Raw genomic sequence first — 24,189 nt, forward strand, 5'->3', positions numbered from 1 at the left:
GTTCTGGCCCTGCGGGTGCTGCTGGCCCTGCGGGTGCTGGCCGCCGCGGGGCCCCGAGGTGCTGAACGCGTCGAACGCGGAGGCCGCCTCGACCTCCTCGTGCCCGCGCGGGGCGTCCACCCGCTCGTCCGGGAACCCTCCCGGCTGACCTCCCTGGCCCGCGGCGGGCCGGCCGTCCTGCCCGGACCAGCGCGGGCCGCCGGGGCCGCCCTGCTGCGGCCCGCCGGGACCGCCGGGGGCGTCCGCGCCGACGCCGAGGGCGGGGCGCGCCCCGCCGCCGACCTGGCCTCGCTGGGCCGCCGCCACCCGGGGGCCGTTGCCGAAGGCGCCCGCGATGCCGCTGCCGGTCGCCGCGGCCGGGCGCTCGGCCTGCGGCCGCCCGCCCGCGCCGCCGGCCTTCTGGTTGGCGCCGCCCTGGGTGACGTCGACGGGCAGCATCACCAGCGCGGTGGTGCCGCCGGAGTCCGACGGGCGCAGCTGGATGCGGATGCCGTGCCGCAGGGACAGCCGGCCGACCACGAACAGGCCCATCCGGCGGGACACCGAGACGTCCACCGTGGGCGGGCTGGCCAGCCGCTCGTTGATGTCGGCCAGGTCCTCCGGGGACAGGCCGATGCCCGTGTCGTGGATCTCGATCAGCACCCGGCCGTCCGGCAGCGAGTGGCCGGTGACGCGGACCTTGGTCTGCGGCGAGGAGAACGACGTGGCGTTCTCCAGCAGCTCGGCGAGCAGGTGCACGAGGTCGTTGACGATGCGGCCGGTGACCTCGGCCGAGGGCACCGAGGTCAGCTCGATCCGCTCGTACTGCTCCACCTCGGAGGCCGCGGCGCGCAGCACGTCGACCAGCGGCACCGGGCGGGTCCACCGGCGGCCCGGCTCCTCACCGGCGAGGACCAGCAGGTTCTCACCGTTGCGGCGCATACGGGTGGCGAGGTGGTCCAGCTTGAACAGCGAGGACAGCTGGTCCGGGTCGGCCTCGCGGGACTCCAGTTCGGAGATCAGCGACAGCTGGCGCTGGATGAGGCCCTGGCTGCGGCGCGAGAGGTTGGTGAACATCGCGTTGACGTTGCCCCGCAGCAGCGCCTGCTCGGCGGCCAGCCGGACCGCCTCGCTGTGCACCTCGTCGAAGGCGCGGGCCACCTGGCCGATCTCGTCGCGGCTGTTGATGCCGATCGACTCGACCGAGGTGTCCACGTCCTGCGGGTCGGTGTCGGAGAGCTGCTTGACCAGCTCGGGCAGCCGCTTCTGGGCGACGTCCTGCGCGGTCTGCTGGAGCCTGCGCAGCGAGCGGATCATCGACCGGGCCACGACGAAGGCGCCGACCACCGCGACGCCGAGCACCAGCAGGATGATCGCGCCGGAAATCAGCGCCTCCCGCTTGGCCTCGCTCTGCAGCTTCAGGGCGCGCTGCTGCATGTCGTTGAGCAGCGACTGCTCGATCTGGCTCATCGCGTTGATCTTGGTCTTCGCGGCATCGTCCCAGTCCAGGTACGACTGGTGGATCTTGGTGATGCCCTCGGGGGACTTCGCGATGCGGGTCAGGTTGGCGTCGTAGGCGCTGATCGTGTCGTTGCCGCCCTGGATCGGGGCGAGCAGCTCGTCGGCGTCCTTCTTGCCGTAGATGGCCTCGAACCGGTCCAGCTGGGTGCCGCCGGTGGAGCTGGCCCAGTGCACCGTCTGGTAGTCGTTCGGCGAGAGCGTGCCGCCGGTCGCGTACGCGGCGCTGACCACGGCGCGCTGGATCGACTCGTACTCCTTGGCGGAGGAGAAGGCGGCGAGCGCGCGGGTCGCCTGGATCATCTCGTGGTTGTTCGTCGCCTGCGCCATGTCCTGGGACAGCGAGAGCAGCGACTGGATGAGGGAGTCGTACTGCGAGACGGTCTGCGAGATGCCGGCCTTGTCGCTGTACGCGGTGCTGCGCAGGGTGCTCAGCTGGCCCAGCTGCTGGCCGATGGAGAGCAGCTCGGCGCGCACGCCGCTGAAGACCGAGTCGTCCGACTGGATGTTGTCGGTGGCCTGGCTGTAGAGCTTCAGCTCCTGGTCGGTCTTGCCGCGGCTGGAGACGATCGCGTCGTTGTTCGGCTGGCCGGCCTCCAGCGGGCCGGCCGAGTCGTCCCGCTCCTCCTGGAGGGCGGAGGCCAGTGCGGTGGCGTGCTCGGTGATGTCGGTCAGGGTCTTCATGTGCTCGAGCTGGTGCATGTTGTCCAGCGAGCTCTTGATGTTCAGACCGCCGAGGGCGCCGGCGGTGACCACCGGCAGCGCGAGCAGGGAGACGAGTCTGGTGCTGATGCGCCAGTTGCGCATGGCTATTCGGGGGCCGGGCTTGCCGTCCAGGCCGGTGATGCGGCCGGCCTCGATGCCGCTGGGCGTGGTCGTCCGCCCGGCGCCCGCGACGGTGCTCGGCGTGGCGGTTCCGGAGTCGGCCGCCCCTTGCGGGGAACCGCTGCCGGTCCCGCCGGGCTGCTGCTCCGGGTCACCCGCAGCGCCGCTGTCCCTCTTGAAACGTCCCTGCACTAGCGTCGCAACCTCTGGACCAGGCGTCCCCCGCTTCGCAACGGAAGGGACGGTGTCGAGTCATGGGGGCGACAGCCGTACCGGATCTCGGATCGGCCTTGCCCTTCACCACCGCTCGGCCTCCGTGCGCGCCCCCTGCGCGCCGGCCGAAGTGACGCGGCGGTTCCGGGAATTCCAGCACAGTGCCGGATCTCCCAACAAGGCCCGTAGCCGACCTGTTGGAATGCGTCACTCGACGCATCGACTCAGCCACGCAGTGTCGAGTGGAAAAGGGTGAATTCCCCGGAAACCGGATCAAGCGGGCGAGTGTCACCTGCGCGGTCCCGCCGCCCGGTCCGGGTGCGTCCCGGGCGGAATGTCCGGTGTACTCCTGATGTCCGCTTCCCCATACCCGTGATGGTGTCCGGAATGCACGATGCGCGACGCGATTCGTGAGCAAAATCACAGCCCGTGCGAGGTCTGGACCGCCGCCGGGCGGGAAGAGGCGGCACTAGCCTGACAGTTGACAAAAACGACAGAGTGCCAAGCAGCGTGAGGGCCGTAGGGCAGATGAAGACCACCCTGATGTTCCGCCAGATGATCGCCAACCCGCGGCGCACCACCCTGGCACACCTGACCGACGCGACCGACGCCGACGCGCCGCGCCCGGCCGCCGTCCCGGTGCGGGACGCCGACGCTGCGCCGCTGCCGCAGCGCACCGCGAACCCGCGCCGCACGGTACTCACCGAGCTGCCGAAGGCCCCCACCGCGGGCTGACGCCGACCGGCGCGCGGCACGCCCTAGTGTGGCGGTATGCGCATCGCCAGGTTCTCCATCGACGGCAATGTCGCCTTCGGAGCGGTCGAGGGCGACCCCACGGGTCCCGACAGCTTCGAGGGACTCGTCGTCGACATCATCAAGGGCATCCCGTTCGCGGACTTCGAGCTGTCCGGCACCAAGGTGCCGCTGGACAAGGTGCGGCTGCTGCCCCCGGTCCTGCCGAACAAGGTCGTCGCCATCGGCCGCAACTACGCCGACCACGCCGCCGAGCTGGGCAACGAGGTGCCCGCCGCGCCCTGGGCGTTCTTCAAGCCGTCCACGTCGGTGATCGGCCCCGGCGACGCGATCGTGCTGCCGTCCTTCTCCCGGGAGGTCCACCACGAGGCCGAACTCGCCGTGGTGATCAGCCGGCTGTGCAAGGACGTGCCGCGCGAGCGGGTCAAGGACGTCATCCTCGGCTTCACCTGCGCCAACGACGTCACCGCGCGCGACACCCAGAAGACCGAGAAGCAGTGGGCCCGGGCCAAGGGCTTCGACTCCTCCTGCCCGCTCGGTCCCTGGATCGAGACCGGCGTCGACCTCGCCGCCGCCTCCGACCTGGCGATCACCGCGACCGTCAACGGCGAGCTGCGCCAGGCCGGCCGCACCAGCCAGATGCTGAACTCCATCGAGGACCTCGTCGTGAACATCACCGAGGCCATGACGCTGCTGCCCGGCGACGTCCTGCTCACCGGCACCCCGGCCGGCGTCGGTCCGCTGCGCGACGGGGACCAGGTCTCGGTCTCCATCGAGTCCGTCGGCACCCTCACCAACAGGGTCACCGCGCACCGCTAGAAGCGGCCGGGACACGCCCAGGTCGCCCTCCGCATACTCGTTTTGGAGCGCTGACCCGCATCGGGTAATGTTCTTCCTGCGCCGCCGGAGCGGGCCGAAAGGCCGGCCGGTGATCGCAAGCCGAACGAAGCCCCCTTCGGGGGGTTGAGTTTTGGTGGGGTATGGTGTAATTGGCAGCACGACTGATTCTGGTTCAGTTAGTCTAGGTTCGAGTCCTGGTACCCCAGCAGCACGTCAATAGTGCGAGCCCCCGTTGTGTAGCGGCCTAGCACGCTGCCCTCTCAAGGCAGTAGCGCCGGTTCGAATCCGGTCGGGGGTACAGATCCTTCCATTCCGTGCCCTCCGGGTCGCTCCCGGCCGGTTCGAGGCGAGGATCGCCAGGGCCCCCGTTGTGTAGCGGCCTAGCACGCCGCCCTCTCAAGGCGGTAGCGCCGGTTCGAATCCGGTCGGGGGTACGTCCGAGCGAAAAGGTCCGCGCCCCGCAGAATCCGTTCCGCGGGGCGCGGGCCTTTTTCCGTGGGCCTCAGCCACCGGGCACGCCGCCCGTGTCAGGCCGTCCACTCCTTGAGCCGGCGCACCAGCCCGGCGGGATCGCCGCCGACCGGGGTCACCTGCAGGCCGGTCACCCCGGACTCGCGGAAGGCCGCGATCCGCTCCCTGACGTAGGACGCCGGACCGACGAGGTTCACCTGCTCCAGCAGCTCCAGCGGCACCTTCGCCTCGGCCTCCTTCTTGTTGCCGTCGAGATAGAGGTCCTGGATCTGCCGGGCCTGCGCCTCGTAGCCGTAGCGGCGGATCAGGTCGTTGGAGAAGTTGCCGCCGCGCGGGCCCATGCCGCCGATGTACAGCGCGGCCTGCGGCCGTGCGAGGTTTCGAACTCGGCGAGGTGCGTGTGGACCATCTGCACCATCGACCGGTGGGGCTGCATCACGCCCTTGGGCCGCCCGGTTGTGCCGCCGGTGTACTGCAGCCACGCCACGTCCGTCTCGGCGGCGGGACCGCGGTCCAGCGGGCGGGCCGGGTGGGACTCGCCCTCGGGCAGGCCGCCCGCGGCCGGGATCACCATCAGGTGCTCCAGCGAGTCCACCTCGGCGAGGACGTGGCGCCCGTGCTCCTCCAGGGCCGCGGTCACCACCAGCACCGCGGCCCGCGCGTCCTGGCACACGGCCATGTGATCCTCGGCCGAGGCCAGCGCCTGGAGGCCGGTGAAGCGCCCGCCCAGCAGATACGTCGCCGCCTGGACGATCCACGACTCGGGCATGTTCGGGCTGAGCATCGTGACGCCCGTGCCGTGTCCGACGCCGCGCCCGCCCAGCGCGGCCGCGAACCGCGAGACCAGGTCGCGGACCTGTGCGTAGGTCAGCCGCCGGTCGCCGGCGACGAAGGCCTCGGACGAACGGTGCCGGGTCAGGGCCTGCACGATCAGGTCGCCCATCGTCACACCGGAGGAGGCCGCGGCGGCGGCCGCCGCGGCGGAAGCGCTCCGCGCGTCACGGGAACCGCGGGCGTCAGGGGGATCGTGCGCGTCGAGGTGATGAGGCATGCGTCAACGATGGGCGGCGGACGAGCGGGCGTGCCACCGTTGTCCCGCCCGCGAATACGGCCGACCCGCCAGGCCGCCAGGCCGCCGCGGCCGCCGCGCTCAGCGTGCGGTGCGCGCGGCGGAGCGGTAGCGGCCGGGAGTCTGGCCGACGAGTTCGGTGAACGCCTCGATGAAGCTGCTCGGGTTCGACCAGCCCAGCCGGATCGCGGTGTCGGTGACCGAGGCGCCCTCGCAGAGCGCGAGCAGCGCCCGCTGGACGCGCAGCAGGGTGCGCCACTGGTGGAAGCTCATGGACAGCTCGCTGCCGAACAGCCGGCTGAGAGTGCGCTCGCTCGAACCGGTCCTGTGGCCCAGCTCGGCGAGTGTCGCCGGGTTCGCCGGGTCCGCGTGCAGCAGGTCGGTGACGGCCTTGAGCCGGGGGTCGGCCGGCTCCGGCAGGCGCAGCGGCTCCCGCGGCGCGCGGACCAGCTCCGCGACGACGACCTGGAGCAGCAGCCGGCCGCGCGGGCCGTCGGCCGGCTCGCGGTCGCCGACCACCGCGAGGAACGCCTCGCGCATCAGCGCGCTGGCCGTGAACACACAGGGCTGCGCGGGCAGTTGCCCGGCCGGCCCGGCGGGGACCCCGAGCAGCCGGACGTCGGTGTCGCCGTACGAGCGGCTGCTGTGCACGCAGAACGGCGGGATCCAGGTGATCCGGCTGGCCGGCGCCACCCAGGTGCCGGCCTGGGTCGAGGTGACCAGCGCGCCCGAGGCGGCGTACCTGAGCTGGCCGAAGTCGTGGAAGTGGGCGGCGATGTCCGTGCCGTGGGCCAGGGCTTCGCAGACCGACGAGTCGTCGGTCCAGAACACCGGCTCAGGGACGGTTGCGGTCATCGGCGCCCACTGTAGTCCGCGGTCGCGGGGGGCCGCCCCTGCGCGGCGGGGGCCGCCCGTGCGCGGTTCCGCCGCCGTACGTCCCCGGTGCGCCCCGCCGCCCCTCCGCCCCTCCGCCCCGCATACCGTCCGGTCGCCAGGGCGCGCCGGTGCTGACGGGTCAGCCGTTGCGGCGCAGCGCCTCGGTGAGCCGGGCGGCGGCGTCGACCACGGCCTGGGCGTGCATCCGGCCCGGGTGCCGGGTGAGCCGCTCGATCGGGCCGGACACCGACACCGCGGCCACCACCCGGTTCGACGGCCCGCGCACCGGCGCCGAGACCGAGGCCACGCCCGGCTCGCGCTCGCCGATCGACTGCGCCCAGCCCCGGCGCCGTACGCCGGACAGCGCGGTCGCGGTGAAGCGCGCCCCCTGCAGCCCGCGGTGCAGCCGCTCCGGCTCCTCCCAGGCCATCAGGACCTGCGCGGCCGAGCCCGCCTTCATCGGCAGCGTGGAGCCGACCGGCACGGTGTCCCGCAGTCCGGACAGGCGTTCCGCCGCGGCGACGCAGATCCGCATGTCGCCCTGGCGGCGGTAGAGCTGGGCGCTCTCGCCGGTCACGTCCCGCAGGTGGGTCAGCACCGGTCCGGCGGTGGCCAGCAGCCGGTCCTCGCCGGCCGCGGCGGCCAGCTCCGACAGCCGCGGCCCCAGGATGAAGCGGCCCTGCATGTCGCGGGCCACCATGCGATGGTGTTCGAGCGCGACCGCGAGCCGGTGCGCGGTGGGGCGGGCCAGACCCGTGGCGCCGACGAGCCCGGCCAGGGTGGCCGGACCGGACTCCAGCGCGCTGAGCACCAGAGCCGCCTTGTCGAGAACGCCGACGCCGCTAGAGTTGTCCATGCAACGATACTCGCGTCTCAGAGTGTGAAACGCAAGTTCACTTTCCCGTGGAACTTGTCACGCTGGACCCACAGCGCACCACAGCACACGACGGCGCGGTGCGGGACAACCACCAATCTGCCCGCGAGGGCGCGGGCCGGGAGGACAGCGATGGGTAGGACACTCGCGGAGAAAGTCTGGGACGACCACGTCGTCCGCCGCGCCGAGGGCGAGCCCGATCTGCTCTTCATCGATCTCCACCTGCTGCACGAGGTGACCAGCCCACAGGCGTTCGACGGGCTGCGGATGAACGGCAGGAAGGTCCGCCGCACCGACCTCACCATCGCCACCGAGGACCACAACACCCCGACCCTCGACATCGACAAGCCCATCGCCGACCCGGTCTCGCGCACCCAGCTGGAGACGCTGCGCAAGAACTGCGCGGAGTTCGGCGTCCGGCTGCACCCGCTCGGCGACGTCGAGCAGGGCGTCGTCCACGTGGTGGGACCGCAGCTGGGCCTGACCCAGCCGGGCACCACGGTGGTCTGCGGCGACAGCCACACCTCCACCCACGGAGCGTTCGGCGCGCTGGCGTTCGGCATCGGCACCTCGCAGGTCGAGCACGTGCTGGCCACCCAGACGCTGCCGCTGGCCCCCTTCAAAACCATGGCGATCACCGTCGACGGCGAACTGCCCGACGGCGTCACCGCCAAGGACCTGATCCTCGCCGTCATCGCCCGGATCGGCACCGGCGGCGGCCAGGGCTACGTCATCGAGTACCGCGGCTCGGCCATCGAGAAGCTGTCGATGGAGGCCCGGATGACCATCTGCAACATGTCGATCGAGGCCGGCGCCAGGGCCGGCATGATCGCCCCCGACCAGACCACCTTCGACTACCTCGAAGGCCGTCCGCACGCGCCCAAGGGCGAGGACTGGGACGCGGCGGTCGCGTACTGGAAGACGCTGCGCACCGACGACGACGCGGTCTTCGACCACGAGGTGCGGATCGACGCGGCCGGGCTCGCGCCGTTCGTCACCTGGGGCACCAATCCGGGCCAGGGCGCGCCGCTGAGCGCGTCGGTGCCCGACCCGGCCGCCTTCGACGACCCCAGCGACCGGCTCGCCGCGGAGAAGGCCCTGGAGTACATGGGCCTCAACCCCGGCCAGCCGCTGCGCGAGGTCGCGGTCGACACCGTCTTCGTCGGGTCCTGCACCAACGGGCGGATCGAGGACCTGCGCGCCGCCGCCTCGGTGGTCAAGGGCCGCAAGGTGGCCGACGGCGTCCGCATGCTGGTCGTACCCGGCTCGGTACGGGTCGCCCTGCAGGCCGTCGAGGAGGGCCTGGACAAGGTGTTCACCGAGGCGGGCGCCGAATGGCGGCACGCCGGCTGCTCGATGTGCCTGGGCATGAACCCCGACCAACTCGCGCCCGGCGAGCGCTCCGCGTCCACCTCCAACCGCAACTTCGAGGGGCGGCAGGGCAAGGGCGGCCGCACCCACCTGGTCTCCCCGCAGGTCGCCGCGGCGACCGCGGTCACCGGCCGGCTCTCCTCGCCCGCCGATCTGTCCGACGCCCCTGCCCTGACGGAGGTCTGAGCCCGATGGAAGCCTTCACCACCCACACCGGCCGGGCCGTGCCGCTGCGCCGCAGCAACGTCGACACCGACCAGATCATCCCCGCGCACTGGCTGAAGAAGGTCACCCGCAACGGCTTCGAGGACGGGCTGTTCGAGGCGTGGCGCAAGGACCCGCAGTTCATCCTCAACGCCCCCGAGCGGGCGGGCGCCACCGTCCTGGTGGCCGGCCCCGACTTCGGCACCGGCTCCTCGCGCGAGCACGCGGTCTGGGCGCTGCAGAACTACGGCTTCAAGACCGTGATCTCCTCCCGGTTCGCGGATATCTTCCGCGGCAACTCGCTGAAGAACGGCCTGCTCACGGTGGTGCTGCCGCAGTCCGTGGTGGAACAGCTGTGGAAGCTCACCGAGGCCGACCCGGCTGCGGAGATCACCGTGGACCTGGTCGCCCGCGAGGTGCGCGCCGAGGGCGTCACCGCGGCGTTCGAACTGGACGACAACGCCCGCTGGCGGCTGCTGGAAGGGCTGGACGACATCAGCCTGACGCTCGCCAACGAGGCCGAGATCGCCGCGTTCGAGGCGCGCCGGCCGTCCTTCAAGCCGACCACCGTGCAGGTCTGAGCCGCCGCACGCACGCCGACGCACTCCCGGACGGCCGCCGGCCGTCACTCTCCGAAGCGCTCCCCGCCCGTTCTCCGCACTCCGCGGAGACCGCGGCGGGGCGCTTCGCGGTGTTTGCGGGGCCCGGTGGCGGCGGCCGGCGGCCGGCCCGGCGGGCCCCGCGACACCCGGTTGGCCCTGTAGCCCGCGACAACTCCCCGCAGATGGCACAATCGACGCATGGAACGCGACCGCCAACTCGACCTCTACGGGGTTCTGGCGGCGCGTCTGAAGCAGGCGCACACACGTGTGGCGAATGCCGAAGTCCCTGATGGGACACGGCGGGAGTTGAGTCGGCGGTTGCTCGCGGTGACCGCCGTCGCCAAGCGCGATCTCGCCGGCGCGGTACGGCGTCTGGACGTGTTAACGGCTGAGTTGGACGAGCTCGGAATCCCTGATCGCTGATCGCCGGGAGCCCCGAGTTCGTTGCGGCACAAGGGTGATTCGCCCGTTTCGTATTTGATTTGCGGTATATATCCGCCTAGCGTGCGAAATCAGCCCGTACTCATTCGCCGGGCAAAGTTCCGAAGGGGAAGACGTGAACAAGGCGCAGCTCGTAGAAGCGATTGCCGACAAGGTAGGCGGCCGGCAGAACGCCGCGGACGCGGTCGACGCGGTTCTCGACGCGATCGTCCGCGCCGTGGTCGCCGGCGACCGGGTCTCGGTCACCGGGTTCGGCTCGTTCGAGAAGGTCGAGCGTCCCGCCCGTTACGCCCGCAACCCCCAGACCGGGGAGCGGGTCCGGGTCAAGAAGACCTCCGTGCCGCGGTTCCGGGCTGGGCAGGGGTTCAAGGACCTGGTCAGCGGGTCCAAGAAGCTTCCGCGCGGCGGCGAGGTCTCGGTCAAGAAGGCCCCCAAGGGCAGCCTGAGCGGCGGCGCGTCCAGCACGGCGCGGACCACCACCAAGAAGGCGGCGGCCAAGAAGGCCACCCCTGCGAGCAAGGCGGCGGCGAAGAAGACCACCACCGCGAAGAAGACCGCGGCGAAGCAGACCGCCGCCAAGAAGACGACCGCGAAGAAGACCGCGGCCAAGAAGACCACCGCCAAGAAGGCGGCGGCCAAGAAGGCCCCGGCGAAGAAGGCCACCGCCAAGAAGGCCCCGGCCAAGCGAGCCACCCGCAAGTCCGCGGCCAAGCGCACCGCCGCGAGGTGATACGCGAGCCGCTCCCGCACCACCACGCACCACCCGCACCACCCGCACCATCGCGACGGGCCGGGCCCCCAAGGGGAACCCGGCCCGCGCTGTCTTCGGGCCGCCCTGTCGCCGCGGGCTCGCGGGATCGCGGGCTTGCGGGCTCGCCGGCTCCTCGGCGACAGGGGCGTCAGGGGCGTCAGGGCCTCGGGTCGGGGTACGTCGCGAGGGTGACGAAGACGACGCGGCGGGCGTCGCCCGCGCCCTCGGTGCGGATGCGCACCCGCTGGCCCGGGCGCAGCAGCCGCAGCGCGCCCGCGTCGAAGGCCGCCGCGTCGAACGGCAGCGGCGTCCCGTCGTCGAGCAGCACACTGCCCGCGCGGGTCTCGGCATCGAAGGTGAACGCGGTCGCCTGCATGCCGCCAGCCTAGTCACGCCGGCCGCGCGCCGGCCGCTGTGCCCACCCGCTCACACCCGCTCGCACCCGCTCGCCCCCGCTCGCACCGGTCACGCCGGCCGGCCGTGGCACGGCTCAGCAGCAGGTGGGCAGCAGGTCCGCCGTGACGGCCGCGGTCCGCGGGCCCACGCCCAGCGCGAGCGCCGCGCGCAGGTCGTCCGCGGTGTCCACGTCCTGCCGGACCGAGGGCACGTCGGCCAGCAGGATCTCGCGGGCCCCGGAGGCGAGATGGCGGGCCCGGGACGGTCCGCCGAAGCCGGGGAGAGCTCCACGCCGGCCGCGGCGCTGAGCAACGTTGTCCCCACGCCCGCCGTATCGGCCAGGAACGCCCGCTCCGGCGCGCGTGCGGCCTCCCCGAGCACCGCAGACAGCTCCGCGGGCCGCAAGGCCGGGAGATCGCCGTTCAGCGCCGCGACCGCGCGGCCCGCCGCGCGCTGCCGGGCCAGGGCCGCGCCGTGCCGCAGCGCCGCGTTCAGTCCGGCCGCCGGGGCGTCCGGCGCCACGAACGCGCCGAGCGCGGCCAGTTCCGCCCCCGCCACCGGGTCGTCGGTGACCACCGTCACCTCGCGCACCCGCGGGCAGGCCAGCGCCGCCGCCACCGTGTCCACCGCGAACGCCAGTGCCAGCGCGGCCCTGGCGTCGCCGCCGACCTCCGCGCCGAGCCTGCTCTTGGCCACCGCAAGCGGCTTGAGCGGCACGACCAGCGCCCACCCGTCCGTACTCTTCGCCGTCACCGCACCATTGTCGCCGACCGGTCCGCGACGCCCCGAAAGCCCCGGAGGCCACCCCCGTGACGCGCGCGTCGGCGTCCGCGCGGCGGGCCGGGCGCCGGGCCGGCCCCGGCCGCGAACCCCACGGGTGCCCCGGTGGCGGCGCAGACCTGGCGTTAGTCTCTGGTTGCCGCGATGCTGAGCGGCAGCGCCGTCGAAACGAAGAGGAGTCCGCGTGCCCCGCCGCAGAATCGGTTTCTGGTACCGCTTGGCGGCCATGATCGTGAAGCCGCCGCTCATTGTCCTGTTCAAGCGCGACTGGCGCGGAATGGAGAACATTCCGGCCGACAGCGGATTCCTCACGGCGGTGAACCACAACTCACACGTCGACCCGTTCGCGTACGCGTATTTCCAGTACAACACCGGCCGTGTTCCACGCTTCCTGGCGAAGGCCGGGCTGTTCACGCCGTTCATCGTCGGCTCATTCATGCGCGGCACCGGGCAGATCCCGGTCTTCCGGGCCACCGCCGACGCCGCGGCCGCGTTCCGCGCCGCCGTCGAGGCCGTGCACAAGGGCGAGTGCGTGGTCTTCTACCCCGAGGGCACGCTCACCCGCGACCCCGAGATGTGGCCGATGGTCTCCAAGACCGGCGTGGCCCGCGTCGCGCTGCTCACCAAGGCGCCGGTCATCCCGATCGCCCAGTGGGGCGCCAACGAACTGCTGCCGCCCTACGCGAAGAAGCCCCGGCTCTTCCCGCGCAAGACGCACCGCGTGCTGGCCGGCCCGCCGGTGGACCTCAGCGCCTTCTACGGCAAGGAGCCCACCGCCGAGGTGCTGCGCGAGGCGACCGCGGTGATCATGGAGGCGGTCAAGGACCTGCTGGCCGAGGTGCGCGGCGAGCCCGCGCCCGCGGGCCTGTGGGACCAGCGCAAGCGCACCCGCGTCCGCCTCGACGGCACCCCGGTGGACGCGCCGGACGACCCGACGGCGAACGACCCCGCGGTGAAGGACGCCGCGGGCGGGGAAGAGGACGGCGCATGACGGTCCGCTGCGCGGTCTACGGCACGGGTTCGTGGGGCACGGCCTTCGCCGCGGTGCTGGCCGACGCCGGCTGCCAGGTCTCGCTGTGGGGCCGGCGCCCCGACCTCGTCGCCGCGATCAACGCCGAGCGCCGCAACCCCGAGACCTTCCCCGACCGCGAACTGCCGCCCTCCGTCACCGCGACCGCCGACCCCGCGCAGGCCGCCGCCGACGCGGAGTTCGTCTTCCTGGCCGTCCCCTCGCAGTCGCTGCGCGCCAACCTCGCCTCCTGGGCGCCGCTGCTGCGCCCGGACGCCGTGCTGGTCAGCCTGATGAAGGGCGTCGAACTCGGCACCGCCAAGCGGATGAGCGAGGTCATCGAGGAGATCGTCACCGGAACGGGCACCGCCGCCGGGGCCCGCGCCGGCGGCCCGGACCCCGCCGTCGCCGGCCGTATCGCCGTGCTGTCGGGACCCAACCTCGCCCCCGAGATCGCCGCCCGGCAGCCCGCCGCCGCCGTCGTCGCCTGCACCGACGAGGCCGTCGCCCGGCGCATCCAGTCCGCCTGCCACACCGGCTACTTCCGCCCGTACACCAACACCGACGTGGTCGGCTGCGAACTCGGCGGCGCGGTGAAGAACGTGATCGCGCTGGCCGTCGGCATCGCGGCCGGCATGGGCATGGGCGACAACACCAAGGCGTCGCTGATCACCCGCGGCCTGGCCGAGACCACCCGGCTGGGCCTGGCGATGGGCGCCGACGCGCACACCTTCGCGGGCCTGGCCGGCATGGGCGATCTCGTCGCCACCTGCTCCTCGCCGCTGTCCCGCAACAACACCTTCGGGCGCAACCTCGGCCGCGGCATGAGCCTCGCCGAGACCATCGCGGTCACCAGCCAGACCGCCGAAGGCGTCAAGTCCTGCGAGTCGGTGGCCGATCTGGCCCGCCGGCACGGCGTCGACATGCCGATCACCGAGACCGTGGTCGACATCGTGCACAACGGGAAGCCACCCGTGGTAGCCGTCAAGGAGTTGATGTCACGCTCAGCCAAGCCCGAACGGTAAGGTCAAGGCGATATGAGCCACCTGCAGAAGTTCGACCGCAAACCCCGCGTCGCCGTCGTCTTCGGCGGCCGCAGCAGCGAGCACGGCGTGTCCGTGGTGACCGCGGCCAGCGTGCTGCGGGCCATCGACCGCGACAAGTACGACGTCCTGCCGATCGGCATCACGTCCGAGGGGCGCTGGGCGCTGACCGCCGACGCGCCCGAGCGGATGGCCATCGAGGAACGCCGGATGCCCACCGTCGAGCAGGTCACCGACCACGACGGCGCCGTGGTGCTGCCGGTCGACCCGGCCAGCCGCGAGGTCGTCTACACCGAGGCCGGCGCGGTGCCCAAGGCGCTCGGCGACGTCGACGTGGTCTTCCCGCTGCTGCACGGCCCGTACGGCGAGGACGGCACCCTCCAGGGCCTGCTGGAGCTGTCCGGCGTGCCGTACGTCGGGGCCGGCGTGCTCGCCTCCGCGGTGGGCATGGACAAGGAGTACATGAAGCGGATCTTCACCTCCTTCGGTCTGGCCGTCGGCCCGTACACGGTGATCCGCCCGCGGGACTTCGACCGCGACCCGGCCGCCGCGCGCGACCGGGTGCTGGCCTTCGCCGCCGAGCACGGCTGGCCGCTGTTCGTGAAGCCGGCACGGGCCGGCTCGTCCATCGGCATCACCAAGGTCGACGGCCCCGAGGGCCTGGACGCGGCGATCGAGGAGGCCCGCGGCCACGACCCGAAGGTCGTCGTCGAGGCGCTGCTGCGCGGCCGGGAGATCGAGTGCGGCGTGCTGGAGTTCGCCGACGGCCCGCGCGCCTCGGTGCCCGCCGAGATCCCGCCGAGCACCGCGCACGGCTTCTACGACTTCGAGGCGAAGTACATCGACTCCGCCGAGGGCGTGGTGCCCGCGCCGCTGACCCCCGAGCAGACCGCCGAGGTGCGGCGGCTGGCGGTCGCGGCGTTCGAGGCCGCGTCCTGCGAGGGGCTGGTGCGCGCGGACTTCTTCCTGCTGGACAGCGGCGAGTTCGTGATCAACGAGATCAACACCATGCCCGGCTTCACGCCCATCTCGATGTACCCGCGGATGTGGCGTGAGAGCGGCGTGGACTACGCCGAACTGGTCGACCTGCTGATCCAGGCGGCGCTGCGCCGCTCCACCGGGCTGCGCTGAACCGGCGCACGGGCCGGGGCGCGGCGCGGCGACGACCCGCGTCCCGCGGCCGGGGGCCGCGGTCGGCAGCCGCGGCCGGGTTCAGATGCCCTCGGGGATGGTCTTCTTGACCGCGCCGGCGAGATCGGTCAGCGGACCGAGATCGTCGGCGTACTTCCTGGGCAGCGTCACCTCGACGTACGCCTTGCGCAGCGTCGTGGTCAGCCGGAAGGCCCCGCCGGGCTCGCGCTCGATGACCCAGCCGACGCCGTCCACGTCCACGCCGTCGGCGTCCGGGTCGGCGTCCACGCCCGGCCGCGGCACCCCGCAGCGCAGCACGATCGACGGATCGCCCCAACCGGCGGTCAGGTCCGAGCGCGGCTTGAGATCATGCCGGGGCAGCCCGTCGACCTTCGACGGCAGCCGCGCGTGCAGCGCGGCGCAGTACGCGGCGACCCGCTGGTCCGGAACCGGCACGGCCACCGTCTCGTCCGTACCGGACGTGGACGCGTAGACCGCCGCCGCGGACGAGCATGCGACGGCGGACACGGCGATCAGCGCGGCCCGGCGGCGAAACATCACCGGGTGAGCATAGTGGGGGGCTAGATATGGACGACCGGGCAGGTCAGGGTTCTGGTGATGCCGTCCACTTGCTGGACCTTGGCGACCACCATCCGGCCGAGTTCGTCGACCGTGTCCGCCTGCGCCCGGACGATGACGTCATAGGGTCCCGTGACGTCCTCGGCCTGGATGACGCCGTCGAGCTTGGAGATCACCTCCGCGACTGCCGAGGCCTTGCCGACCTCGGTCTGGATCAGGATGTACGCCTGTACCACGGAACCTCCAGGGCGGCTTCGAGGATCATGTGGGAAGGGGGACGCCACGTTATCGCGTCACCGAGCGCGGCGGGGAGACCCGCGCGGTACCCGGGCCCCGGATTTGACGGGAAATACGCAGCGAAGTCCGTGCACGCGGTGCACGCAGTGAAGGGGACGGCCATATGAAGGGGACTGTGGGCGAGCTGGGGGAGTTCGGGCTCATCGGGGAACTGACCGCCCGACTCACCTCGACCCCCGCGGTGAAGATCGGCCCCGGCGACGACGCCGCCGTGGTGACCGCGCCCGACCGCCGGGTGGTCGCCACCACCGACATCCTGCTGGAGAACCGGCACTTCCGGCGCGACTGGTCCACCGCCTACGACGTCGGCCGCAAGGCCGCCGCGCAGAACCTCGCCGACATCGCCGCCATGGGCGCGGTGCCGACCGCGGTGCTGCTCGGCCTGGTGGTCCCCGCCGACCTGCCGGCCACCTGGCCGGTGGAGCTGATGGACGGCATCCGCGACGAGTGCCAGGTGGCCGGCGCCGCGGTGGTCGGCGGCGACGTGGTGCGCGGCGACACCATCACGGTCGCCGTCACCGCACTGGGGGACCTGCGCAGCCGTTCCGCCGTCACTCGTTCGGGAGGCCGGCCCGGAAACATCGTCGCGGTCACCGGCTGGCTCGGCTGGTCCGCCGCCGGCTACGCGGTGCTCTCCCGCGGATTCCGCTCGCCGCGCGCCTTCGTCGAGGCCCACCGCAGGCCCGAGCCGCCGTACCACGCGGGTCCCGCCGCCTCCGAACTCGGCGCCACCGCGATGACCGACGTCAGCGACGGCCTGGTGGCCGACCTCGGCCACATCGCGGCGGCCAGCGGCGTGGACATCGACCTGCGGTCCGCCGACATCGACGTGCCGGCCCAGATGACCGACATCGGCCAGGCGGTCGGCGTCGACCCGCTGCACTGGGTGCTGACCGGCGGCGAGGACCACGCGCTCGTCGCGCTCTTCCCGCGCGACGTCAAACTCCCGGCCCGCTGGCGGGTCATCGGCGAGACGACGGCGCCCGCGGGCCGCGCCCCGCAGGTCACCGTCGACGGCGCGCCCTGGGACAAGGCGCCGGGCTGGGACCACTTCGGCGGGGACGGGCGGGCATGACGCCGCGATCCGGGCGGCCGGACACCGCGGTGCCGCCGCCCTCGCCGCCGGCCGCGCCCGCCGCGGCGGCCCCGGCCCGGGTGCTGACCGTCGCGGGCTCCGACTCCGGCGGCGGCGCCGGCGTCCAGGCCGACCTGAAGACGATGCTCGCCCACGGCGTGCACGGCATGAGCGTGCTGACCGCCGTCACCGCGCAGAACTCCCTGGGCGTGACCGGCTCCTGGGAGCTGCCGGAGGAGGCGGTCCGCGCGCAGTTCCGCGCGGTCGTCGACGACATCGGCGTGCAGGCGGTCAAGACCGGCATGCTCTCCTCGGCCGCGCTCACCGCGGCCGTCGCGGACCTGCTCGCCGGGCACGCCGCGCGCGGCGTGCCCGTGGTGGTCGACCCGGTGGGCGTCTCCAAGCACGGCGACGCCCTGCTCGCCGCCGACGCGACCGAGGCCGTACGCGGGCTGCTGCTGCCCACGGCCACCGTCGCCACCCCCAACCTGGACGAGGTCGCGCTGCTCACCGGCGTCGTCGTGCGCGACGAGGACGGGATGCGGGCCGCGGCCGAGGCGGTGCTCGCGCTCGGACCGCGCTGGGCGCTGGTCAAGGGCGGCCACCTGCCCGGCGCGGAGCATCACGCCGAGTCCGTCGACCTGCTCAGCGACGGCCGCACCGAGCACTGGTACCGGGCGCCGCGGTACCCCAACCGGCACACCCACGGCACCGGCTGCACCCTGGCCAGCGCGCTGGCCTGCCACCTCGCGCGCGGCCTGCCGGTCCCCGAGGCGGTCGGCCTGGCCAAGGAGTACGTCACCGGCGCGATCGCGGGCGGCTTCCCGCTGGGCGCGGGGATCGGCCCGGTCGACCACGGGTGGCGGTGGCGGGGCGGTGCCGGACGCGACTGAGCGCGGGCGGGCCGGGAGAGCGCACGCGGCCGGGGGGTGCGCGGGCTGGGGAGGGGGTGCGCGGGCGCGGCGGGCGCCTACCGGGCCGCGGCACGCGGAAGAGCCGGCCCACCGCGAGGTGGACCGGCTCTTCGAGGCCGCAAGGGCTGCACTGCTACGACGTACGCGTGCGTACGAGCGCGGGACCGGTCGTCCCCGCTCGCACGGGGGCGCCGGCCAGGCTCAGCGCGAGACCTTGCCGGCCTTGATGCACGAGGTGCAGACATTGAGGCGCTTCGGCGTCTTCCCGACGACCGCCCGCACGCGCTGGATGTTCGGGTTCCAGCGACGCGGGGTACGGCGGTGCGAGTGGGAGATGCTGTTGCCGAAGCCCGGCCCCTTGCCGCAGACGTCGCAGTTGGCAGCCACGGGTCACTCCAAAGACTTCAGATGCATTTACGATGAAAAGCCCGAGAGAGCCCCGGGCAACCGGAGCAGCATACAACGCCCGCTCCCGTACAACGAAACTACCATGGTCGGCGGCCTCCTCCCGCCGCAGGCCGGGGGCGCGCACAGCGCCGCGAGGGCGCTGTGCGGGCGCCGCCGCGACTACGCTCGGGCAGCAGCCCAAGATCCGCCCGTCCCGCGCGCCCGCCCCGCCCGCCCGGTGTCCCAGGAGGAATTCGTTGCCGCCCTCGCTCGACGCTTCCGCGGTGCGCGCATGGTGCAGGCTGTCCCTGCGGGCGCTCGGCCGGGCCCGCGAGGAGATCGACGCGATCAACGTCTACCCCGTCGCCGACGGTGACACCGGCACCAACCTCTATCTGACCGTCGAGTCCGCGGCGCAGGCCGTCGAGGCCGCGTTCGACGGCCACGCGACGGCCCGCCCGCCGGCCCCGGCGCCGCGGACGCCCCCCGGCCCACCCTCACCGAGGCGTTCCGCGCGATGTCCCACGGCGCGCTCATCGGCGCCCGGGGCAATTCCGGGACGATCCTCGCGCAGTTGCTGCGCGGCATGAACGAGGCGATCGCGGCGCCCGGCGCGGGGCAGGAAGGGGCCCGCGGCGGAGCCGAGGTGCTGCGGCGGGGGCTGCGGGGAGCGGCGGAGGCGGCGTACCGCGCGGTGGCGCGGCCGGTGGAGGGGACGATGCTCACCGTCGCGGCGGCCGCCGCGGACGCCGCGGAGTCGGCGGAGGGGGAGCTCGGCGAGGTGGCCCGAGCGGCCCACGCCGGCGCGCTGGCCGCCCTCGCGGCGACGCCCGGCCGGCTCGGCGTCCTGCGCCAGGCCGGCGTGGTCGACGCGGGCGGCCTGGGCCTGGTCGCCGTGCTCGGCGCGCTCGGCGAGGCGCTGACCGGGCAGGCCGCGGTCTTCCCCGCCGGCGCGGCCACTCCCGGCGCCGGCACCTCGCTGCGCCACGAGCACGCCGCGGCGCCCGACGCGGCCCCGCCCGAGGCCGCGGCGCACGCGGCGGACGCGCTGGAGGCCGTGGCGGACGCGGCCGACGCCTTCGGCCCGTTCGGCCCCTGCACCGAGTGCACCGAGCGCACCGAGTACGCCGAGTACGCCGACGCGGCGGCCGGCGGCGAAGGCGACCGCGACGGGAGCGACGGCGGTGCGGCAAGCCGCGCAGGCAGCCGTGCGGCGAACGGCCCCGTCAGCGGCGCGGAGAGCAGCTCCGGCTCCGGCGCCGCCCCGGCCCACGCCTCCGCCCACGCCGCCCACGCCGCCCCCTCCGCCCACGCCTCCGCCCACGGTCACGGTCCCGGCTCGGGGCCCGGCTTCGAGGTGATCTACCTCCTGGAGACCGAGGGCGAGGCGCCCGTCGACCGGCTGCGGGCCCGGCTCGACGCGATCGGCGACTCCCTGGTCGTCGTCGGAGGCGACGGCCTGTGGCGCGTGCACGTCCACGTCGACGACGTCGGCGCGGCCATCGAGGCCGGCATCGAGGCGGGCCGCCCGCACCGCATCCGCGTCACCCACTTCGGCGACCAGACCCGCGGGCCCCGCGGCGAGCCCGTGCCCCGCGCGGTCGTCGCCGTGGTCCGCGGCGACGGCCTCGCCGCGCTCTGCGCCGAGGCCGGCGCGACGGTGGTCGCGGTCCGCCCCGGCGAACCGCCGGCCAGCGGCGAGATCGCGGCGGCCGTCCGCAGGGCGCACGCCCGCGAGGTCGTCCTGCTGCCCAACGACGCCGAACTGCGGCACACCGCGGCCGCCGCCGCCGAGCAGGCGCGCGCGGAGGGCGTACGGGTCGCCCTCATCCCGACCCGCTCGGAGGTGCAGGGCCTGGCCGCGCTCGCCGTCCACGAGCCGAGCCGCCGCTTCGACGAGGACGTGGTCGCGATGACCTCCGCGGCCGGCGCCACGCGCTACGCCGAACTCGCCGTCGCCGAGCACCGGTCGTGGACCATGGCCGGGGTCTGCCAGGCCGGCGACGTGCTCGGGCTGATCGACGGCGACGTCGCGGTCATCGGCCACGACCTGGCGAGCGCGGCCACCGCGGTCCTGGACCGCATGCTCGCGGCCGGCGGCGAACTCGTCACCCTGGTCCCCTCCGCCGCCGCGCCCCCCGACCTCGCCCCCACCCTGGAGGCCCACGTCCGCGACACCCACCTGGCCGTGGACACCCTCGTCTACGACGGCGGCCACACCCCCGTCCTCCTCCACATCGGTGTCGAGTAGCCCCCGCCCGCCGGCGGACCCGGGGGGCCGCGAGCGACGCCGGGCGCCCGCCCGGCCGGCTCCGCGGGGTTACGGCCGCATGTCGGCGGGGTGGGGGAGGATGGGCGGGATGAATCCTCTCGACGAACCGCTGCGCAAGCTCGTCGGCGACCGCACCGCGAAGGTGCTCGGCGAGCACCTCGGGCTGCACACCACCGGCGATCTGCTGCACCACTACCCGCGGCGGTACGCCGAGCGCGGGGAGCTGACCCGGCTCGCGGACCTGCCGGTGGACGAGTACGTCACGGTGGTCGCGCGGATCGCGAAGGCGGACAAGCGGACGTACGGCGGCGGCAAGGGCGTACGCCTGGAGGTCGTGGTCACCGACGGGAGCGGCTCGCTGACGCTGGTGTTCTTCAGCAAGGCGGCCCACGCCCACGCGCACCGGCTGATCCCGGGCCGGCGCGGGATGTTCTCCGGCAAGGTCTCGGTCTTCAACCGGGTACGCCAACTCGCCCACCCCGACTACCAGTTGCTCGACGCCGAGGACGGCGACGACGCGCAGGCGGTCGACGCCTTCGCCGGGCGGCTGATCCCGCTGTACCCCGCGGTCAAGCAGATCACCTCCTGGCGCATCGCCCAGGCCGTCGACACCGCGCTCAACTCGCTGGGCGCGACCGGCTGGAGCGGCGTGGGCGAGCCGCTGCCCGGGGAGCTGCGCGCCGCACGCGGCCTGCTGCCGCTGCCCGAGGCGCTGGAGAAGATCCACCGGCCGCGCAGCAAGGACGACATCGCCGCCGCCAGGCACCGGCTGAAGTGGGACGAGGCGTTCGTGCTCCAGGTCGCGCTGGCCCGGCGGCGGGCCGACGAGGCCGCGCTGCCCGCCGTCCCCCGCCGCCCCGCGCCGGACGGGCTGCTCGCCGCGTTCGACGCCCGGCTGCCGTTCACCCTCACCGAGGGCCAGCGGACGGTCTCGGATGAGATCTTCGCCGACCTCGCCACCGACCACCCGATGCACCGGCTGCTCCAGGGCGAGGTCGGCTCGGGCAAGACGCTGGTGGCGCTGCGGGCGATGCTCGGCGTGGTGGACGCCGGCGGCCAGGCCGCGATGCTCGCGCCCACCGAGGTGCTCGCCCAGCAGCACCACCGGTCGATCACCGAGATGATGGGCGACCTCGCCGAGTCCGGCATGCTCGGCGGCTCGGACCTGGGCACCAAGGTCGTGCTGCTGACCGGCTCGATGGGCGCCGCGGCCCGCCGCACGGCGCTGCTGGACCTGGTGACCGGCGAGGCCGGGATCGTCATCGGCACGCACGCGCTGATCGAGGACAAGGTCGCCTTCCACGACCTCGGCCTGGTCGTGGTGGACGAGCAGCACCGGTTCGGCGTGGAGCAGCGGGACGCGCTGCGCGCCAAGGCCGAGCAGCCGCCGCACCTGCTGGTGATGACCGCGACGCCGATCCCGCGCACGGTCGCGATGACCGTCTTCGGCGATCTGGAGACGTCCGTGCTGGACCAGCTGCCGGCCGGCCGCTCGCCGATCGCGACGCACGTGGTGCCGGCCGCGGAGAAGCCGCACTTCCTGGCCCGCGCCTGGGAGCGGGTGCGCGAGGAGACCGAGAGCGGCCACCAGGCGTACGTGGTGTGCCCGCGGATCGGCGACGAGGACGAGGCCGAGGACGGCGGCGCGAAGGGCGGCCGGAAGGGCTCCACGGCCGCGAAGAAGGCCGCCGGCGGCGCGGACGACGGCGAGCGCCGGCCGCTGCTCGCGGTGCTCGACGTCGCCGACCAGCTCGCCGCCGGACCCCTGAAGGGCCTGCGCGTCGAGGCGCTGCACGGCAGGATGGCGCCGGACGCCAAGGACGACGTGATGCGCCGCTTCGCCGCCGGCGAGGTGGACGTCCTGGTCGCCACCACCGTGATCGAGGTCGGCGTGAACGTGCCGAACGCCACCGCCATGGTGATCATGGACGCTGACCGCTTCGGCGTCTCGCAGCTGCACCAGCTGCGCGGCCGGGTGGGCCGCGGCTCCGCGCCCGGCCTGTGCCTGCTGGTCTCCGAGGCGCCCGAGGCGAGCCCGGCCAGGACCCGGCTGGACGCGGTCGCCCGCACCCTGGACGGCTTCGAGCTGTCCGAGATCGACCTCGAACAGCGCCGCGAGGGCGACGTGCTCGGCCAGGCCCAGTCCGGCAGCCGCTCCTCGCTGCGGGTGCTCGCCGTGATGGACGACCGGGACGTCATCGAGGCGGCCCGCGAGGAGGCCGTCGCGCTGGTGCGCGCCGACCCGGAGCTGTCCGGCAGCCCCGATCTGCGCAGCGCCCTGCAGAGCCTGCTCGACGCCGACCGCGAGGAGTATCTGGACAAGGGCTGACCGCCGTCCGCTCGGACGCCGTCCGGATACCGCCCGGCCGCCGCCGCGCCGGTCGGACGGAGCCGGCCCCGCCCGGCCGGTATGGTCGGGGCGTGAGCAGCTCATGACCCGCGTGATCGCCGGCGCGGCCGGCGGACGACGCCTCGCGGTGCCGCCGGGCACCGGCACCCGGCCGACCTCCGACCGGGCCAGGGAAGCGCTCTTCTCCACCTGGGAGGCGCTGCACGGCCCGCTCGCCGGGACCAGGGTGCTCGACCTGTACGCCGGCTCCGGCGCGGTCGGCCTGGAGGCGCTGTCCCGCGGCGCCGCCCACGTCCTGCTGGTCGAGGCCGACGCCAGGGCCGCCCGCACCGTCCGCGAGAACGCCGCCGCGCTGGGCCTGCCCGGCACCGAAGTGCGCTCCGGCCGGGCCGAGAAGACGGTCGCGGGACCCGCTCCCGCGCAGCCGTACGGCGTGGTCTTCCTCGACCCGCCGTACGACGTGCCGGACGCCGACCTGCGGGAGATTCTGCTCACACTCGCCGCCAACGGCTGGCTGACCGCCCGCGCGCTGGTCACCGTGGAGCGCAGGACCCGTGGCGGAACGTTCCACTGGCCCGAGGGTTTCGAGGAGCTGCGCTCCCGGCGCTACGGCGAGGCGACCCTTTGGTACGGTCGCGCCGCCGACGTTACCGACGGGTCATGAGCCCGTCCGGAGAGGAGCCAGTTGTGCGCCGCGCAGTCTGTCCGGGGTCCTTCGACCCCATCACCAACGGACACCTCGACGTGATCGCCCGCGCCGCCCGGCTGTACGACACGGTCCACGTGGCCGTGATGATCAACCAGGCCAAGAAGGGCCTGTTCACCATCGAGGAACGCATCGGGCTGATCGAGTCCGTCACCTCCGACCTGGGCAACGTGAAGGTCGAGTCCTTCCACGGACTGCTGGTGGACTTCTGCAAGCAGCGCGAGATCCCCGCCATCGTCAAGGGCCTGCGGGCGGTCAGCGACTTCGACTACGAGCTGCAGATGGCCCAGATGAACATGGGCCTGACCGGCGTGGAGACGCTCTTCGTCCCCACCAACCCCGCCTACAGCTTCCTGTCCTCCAGCCTGGTCAAGGAAGTCGCCCAATGGGGCGGCGACGTCGCGCACTTGGTGCCCCCGCAGGTCCTCGACTCGCTCAACGCGAAGCTGCAGCAGCAGTAGGC

General features: G+C 73.6%; 23 protein-coding genes, 3 tRNA genes and 3 pseudogenes. 19 read left to right on the forward strand and 10 right to left on the reverse strand.

Annotated features, from left to right (window positions below; genetic code table 11):
* Nucleotides 1-198: 198 nt before the first annotated feature.
* Nucleotides 199-2,514, reverse strand: a pseudogene (locus tag VSR01_RS29410) (sensor histidine kinase); the annotation flags it as partial.
* A gap of 549 nt (nt 2,515-3,063) precedes the next feature.
* Here VSR01_RS29410 and VSR01_RS29415 point away from each other — a divergent pair.
* The 5 genes from VSR01_RS29415 (at nt 3,064) to VSR01_RS29435 (ending at nt 4,562) form a co-directional block, all read left to right on the forward strand.
* Entirely contained in the window at nt 3,064-3,270 is a 207-nt protein-coding gene (locus VSR01_RS29415) for a hypothetical protein (protein ID WP_326452084.1), read from the forward strand.
* A gap of 36 nt (nt 3,271-3,306) precedes the next feature.
* Nucleotides 3,307-4,107 (forward strand): fumarylacetoacetate hydrolase family protein, encoded by an 801-nt coding sequence (locus VSR01_RS29420; protein WP_326452085.1) that lies wholly within the window; start codon nt 3,307-3,309, stop codon nt 4,105-4,107.
* A 155-nt stretch (nt 4,108-4,262) separates the two neighbouring features.
* Nucleotides 4,263-4,334: transfer RNA gene (locus VSR01_RS29425), tRNA-Gln, on the forward strand.
* 19 nt (nt 4,335-4,353) lie between these two features.
* A tRNA-Glu gene (locus VSR01_RS29430) sits at nt 4,354-4,426 on the forward strand.
* 63 nt (nt 4,427-4,489) lie between these two features.
* A tRNA-Glu gene (locus VSR01_RS29435) sits at nt 4,490-4,562 on the forward strand.
* A gap of 93 nt (nt 4,563-4,655) precedes the next feature.
* On the opposite strand, the gene VSR01_RS29440 is transcribed toward VSR01_RS29435, so the two are convergent.
* The 4 genes and pseudogenes from VSR01_RS29440 to ndgR all read right to left on the reverse strand — a co-directional run bounded on the left by VSR01_RS29440 (nt 4,656) and on the right by ndgR (nt 7,400).
* Nucleotides 4,656-5,081, reverse strand: coding sequence for an LLM class flavin-dependent oxidoreductase (locus tag VSR01_RS29440; RefSeq protein WP_326452086.1), 426 nt, complete (start codon nt 5,079-5,081; stop codon nt 4,656-4,658).
* Nucleotides 5,003-5,650: pseudogene (locus tag VSR01_RS29445) on the reverse strand (AMP-binding protein); the annotation flags it as partial. The pseudogene VSR01_RS29445 and the gene VSR01_RS29440, both read right to left, overlap by 79 nt.
* A gap of 99 nt (nt 5,651-5,749) precedes the next feature.
* Nucleotides 5,750-6,523: a helix-turn-helix transcriptional regulator gene (locus VSR01_RS29450; RefSeq protein WP_326452087.1), complete on the reverse strand. Its 774-nt coding sequence runs from the start codon at nt 6,521-6,523 to the stop codon at nt 5,750-5,752.
* 160 nt (nt 6,524-6,683) lie between these two features.
* The gene (gene ndgR / locus VSR01_RS29455) at nt 6,684-7,400 is read right to left on the reverse strand and encodes an IclR family transcriptional regulator NdgR (RefSeq protein ID WP_326452088.1); all 717 of its coding nucleotides are present in this window, start codon (nt 7,398-7,400) and stop codon (nt 6,684-6,686) included.
* Nucleotides 7,401-7,550: 150 nt separating this feature from the next.
* On the opposite strand from ndgR, the gene leuC reads away from it, so the two are divergent.
* The 4 genes from leuC (at nt 7,551) to VSR01_RS29475 (ending at nt 10,766) form a co-directional block, all read left to right on the forward strand.
* Nucleotides 7,551-8,975, forward strand: a complete 1,425-nt coding sequence (leuC, locus tag VSR01_RS29460) for a 3-isopropylmalate dehydratase large subunit (protein WP_326452089.1) — start codon at nt 7,551-7,553, stop codon at nt 8,973-8,975.
* A 5-nt stretch (nt 8,976-8,980) separates the two neighbouring features.
* Nucleotides 8,981-9,574: a 3-isopropylmalate dehydratase small subunit gene (gene leuD, locus VSR01_RS29465; protein WP_326452090.1), complete on the forward strand. Its 594-nt coding sequence runs from the start codon at nt 8,981-8,983 to the stop codon at nt 9,572-9,574.
* A gap of 219 nt (nt 9,575-9,793) precedes the next feature.
* On the forward strand, nt 9,794-10,018 hold the full coding sequence (locus VSR01_RS29470; protein ID WP_326452091.1) for a hypothetical protein: 225 nt from the start codon (nt 9,794-9,796) through the stop codon (nt 10,016-10,018).
* Nucleotides 10,019-10,151: 133 nt separating this feature from the next.
* Nucleotides 10,152-10,766 carry an HU family DNA-binding protein gene (locus VSR01_RS29475; RefSeq protein ID WP_326452092.1) on the forward strand — a complete coding sequence of 205 codons (615 nt, stop codon included), beginning with the start codon at nt 10,152-10,154 and terminating at the stop codon, nt 10,764-10,766.
* Between the two features lie 178 nt (nt 10,767-10,944).
* Here the strand turns inward: VSR01_RS29475 and VSR01_RS29480 are convergent, their stop codons facing one another.
* A complete protein-coding gene (locus VSR01_RS29480) occupies nt 10,945-11,163 on the reverse strand; it encodes a hypothetical protein (protein WP_326452093.1) in 219 nt (72 codons plus the stop codon).
* Nucleotides 11,164-11,277: 114 nt separating this feature from the next.
* Nucleotides 11,278-11,936, reverse strand: a pseudogene (gene cofC, locus VSR01_RS29485) (2-phospho-L-lactate guanylyltransferase).
* Nucleotides 11,937-12,147: 211 nt separating this feature from the next.
* On the opposite strand from cofC, the gene VSR01_RS29490 reads away from it, so the two are divergent.
* From VSR01_RS29490 to VSR01_RS29500, 3 genes are read left to right on the forward strand one after another with little or no spacing between them, the layout of a single operon-like run.
* Complete coding sequence (locus VSR01_RS29490; RefSeq protein WP_326452094.1) at nt 12,148-12,954, forward strand: lysophospholipid acyltransferase family protein; 807 nt, start codon at nt 12,148-12,150, stop codon at nt 12,952-12,954.
* Nucleotides 12,951-13,997, forward strand: coding sequence for an NAD(P)H-dependent glycerol-3-phosphate dehydrogenase (locus VSR01_RS29495; protein ID WP_326452095.1), 1,047 nt, complete (start codon nt 12,951-12,953; stop codon nt 13,995-13,997). Before VSR01_RS29490 ends, VSR01_RS29495 begins: the two co-directional genes overlap by 4 nt.
* A 12-nt stretch (nt 13,998-14,009) precedes the next feature.
* Nucleotides 14,010-15,146, forward strand: coding sequence for a D-alanine--D-alanine ligase family protein (locus VSR01_RS29500; protein WP_326452096.1), 1,137 nt, complete (start codon nt 14,010-14,012; stop codon nt 15,144-15,146).
* A gap of 81 nt (nt 15,147-15,227) precedes the next feature.
* Here VSR01_RS29500 and VSR01_RS29505 read toward each other — a convergent pair whose 3' ends face one another.
* Nucleotides 15,228-15,704, reverse strand: coding sequence for a DUF3515 domain-containing protein (locus VSR01_RS29505; protein ID WP_326453884.1), 477 nt, complete (start codon nt 15,702-15,704; stop codon nt 15,228-15,230).
* A gap of 23 nt (nt 15,705-15,727) precedes the next feature.
* Nucleotides 15,728-15,961 (reverse strand): Lrp/AsnC family transcriptional regulator, encoded by a 234-nt coding sequence (locus VSR01_RS29510; protein WP_167985553.1) that lies wholly within the window; start codon nt 15,959-15,961, stop codon nt 15,728-15,730.
* A 164-nt stretch (nt 15,962-16,125) separates the two neighbouring features.
* On the opposite strand from VSR01_RS29510, the gene VSR01_RS29515 reads away from it, so the two are divergent.
* Nucleotides 16,126-17,097, forward strand: a complete 972-nt coding sequence (locus tag VSR01_RS29515) for a thiamine-phosphate kinase (protein ID WP_326452097.1) — start codon at nt 16,126-16,128, stop codon at nt 17,095-17,097.
* Entirely contained in the window at nt 17,094-17,990 is an 897-nt protein-coding gene (gene thiD / locus VSR01_RS29520) for a bifunctional hydroxymethylpyrimidine kinase/phosphomethylpyrimidine kinase (protein ID WP_326452098.1), read from the forward strand. Before VSR01_RS29515 ends, thiD begins: the two co-directional genes overlap by 4 nt.
* A gap of 222 nt (nt 17,991-18,212) precedes the next feature.
* Here thiD and rpmB read toward each other — a convergent pair whose 3' ends face one another.
* Nucleotides 18,213-18,398: a 50S ribosomal protein L28 gene (rpmB, locus tag VSR01_RS29525; protein WP_033173090.1), complete on the reverse strand. Its 186-nt coding sequence runs from the start codon at nt 18,396-18,398 to the stop codon at nt 18,213-18,215.
* Nucleotides 18,399-18,682: 284 nt separating this feature from the next.
* Between rpmB and VSR01_RS29530 the strand changes: the two genes are divergently transcribed.
* From VSR01_RS29530 to coaD, 5 genes are all read left to right on the forward strand, one after another.
* Nucleotides 18,683-18,988, forward strand: a complete 306-nt coding sequence (locus VSR01_RS29530) for a hypothetical protein (protein ID WP_326452099.1) — start codon at nt 18,683-18,685, stop codon at nt 18,986-18,988.
* On the forward strand, nt 18,916-20,649 hold the full coding sequence (locus VSR01_RS29535; protein ID WP_326452100.1) for a DAK2 domain-containing protein: 1,734 nt from the start codon (nt 18,916-18,918) through the stop codon (nt 20,647-20,649). Before VSR01_RS29530 ends, VSR01_RS29535 begins: the two co-directional genes overlap by 73 nt.
* A 109-nt stretch (nt 20,650-20,758) precedes the next feature.
* Nucleotides 20,759-22,999 carry an ATP-dependent DNA helicase RecG gene (gene recG / locus VSR01_RS29540; protein ID WP_326452101.1) on the forward strand — a complete coding sequence of 747 codons (2,241 nt, stop codon included), beginning with the start codon at nt 20,759-20,761 and terminating at the stop codon, nt 22,997-22,999.
* Nucleotides 23,000-23,102: 103 nt separating this feature from the next.
* Nucleotides 23,103-23,684, forward strand: a complete 582-nt coding sequence (gene rsmD, locus VSR01_RS29545; RefSeq protein ID WP_326452102.1) for a 16S rRNA (guanine(966)-N(2))-methyltransferase RsmD — start codon at nt 23,103-23,105, stop codon at nt 23,682-23,684.
* Between the two features lie 23 nt (nt 23,685-23,707).
* On the forward strand, nt 23,708-24,187 hold the full coding sequence (coaD, locus tag VSR01_RS29550) for a pantetheine-phosphate adenylyltransferase (protein WP_326452103.1): 480 nt from the start codon (nt 23,708-23,710) through the stop codon (nt 24,185-24,187).
* Nucleotides 24,188-24,189 lie beyond the last annotated feature (2 nt).

Source organism: Actinacidiphila sp. DG2A-62 (assembly GCF_035825295.1).
In the GTDB taxonomy this organism is placed as follows: Bacteria; Actinomycetota; Actinomycetes; order Streptomycetales; family Streptomycetaceae; genus Actinacidiphila.

Coding starts and splice junctions, on each gene's coding strand:
- VSR01_RS29415 (WP_326452084.1), top strand. CDS start 3,064: ATGAAGACCACCCTGATGTTCCGCCAGATGATCGCCAACCCGCGGCGC.
- VSR01_RS29420 (WP_326452085.1), top strand. CDS start 3,307: ATGCGCATCGCCAGGTTCTCCATCGACGGCAATGTCGCCTTCGGAGCG.
- VSR01_RS29450 (WP_326452087.1), bottom strand. CDS start 6,523: ATGACCGCAACCGTCCCTGAGCCGGTGTTCTGGACCGACGACTCGTCG.
- ndgR (WP_326452088.1), bottom strand. CDS start 7,400: ATGGACAACTCTAGCGGCGTCGGCGTTCTCGACAAGGCGGCTCTGGTG.
- leuC (WP_326452089.1), top strand. CDS start 7,551: ATGGGTAGGACACTCGCGGAGAAAGTCTGGGACGACCACGTCGTCCGC.
- leuD (WP_326452090.1), top strand. CDS start 8,981: ATGGAAGCCTTCACCACCCACACCGGCCGGGCCGTGCCGCTGCGCCGC.
- VSR01_RS29470 (WP_326452091.1), top strand. CDS start 9,794: ATGGAACGCGACCGCCAACTCGACCTCTACGGGGTTCTGGCGGCGCGT.
- VSR01_RS29480 (WP_326452093.1), bottom strand. CDS start 11,163: ATGCAGGCGACCGCGTTCACCTTCGATGCCGAGACCCGCGCGGGCAGT.
- VSR01_RS29495 (WP_326452095.1), top strand. CDS start 12,951: ATGACGGTCCGCTGCGCGGTCTACGGCACGGGTTCGTGGGGCACGGCC.
- VSR01_RS29500 (WP_326452096.1), top strand. CDS start 14,010: ATGAGCCACCTGCAGAAGTTCGACCGCAAACCCCGCGTCGCCGTCGTC.
- VSR01_RS29505 (WP_326453884.1), bottom strand. CDS start 15,704: ATGTTTCGCCGCCGGGCCGCGCTGATCGCCGTGTCCGCCGTCGCATGC.
- VSR01_RS29515 (WP_326452097.1), top strand. CDS start 16,126: ATGAAGGGGACTGTGGGCGAGCTGGGGGAGTTCGGGCTCATCGGGGAA.
- thiD (WP_326452098.1), top strand. CDS start 17,094: ATGACGCCGCGATCCGGGCGGCCGGACACCGCGGTGCCGCCGCCCTCG.
- VSR01_RS29535 (WP_326452100.1), top strand. CDS start 18,916: ATGTCCCACGGCGCGCTCATCGGCGCCCGGGGCAATTCCGGGACGATC.
- recG (WP_326452101.1), top strand. CDS start 20,759: ATGAATCCTCTCGACGAACCGCTGCGCAAGCTCGTCGGCGACCGCACC.
- rsmD (WP_326452102.1), top strand. CDS start 23,103: ATGACCCGCGTGATCGCCGGCGCGGCCGGCGGACGACGCCTCGCGGTG.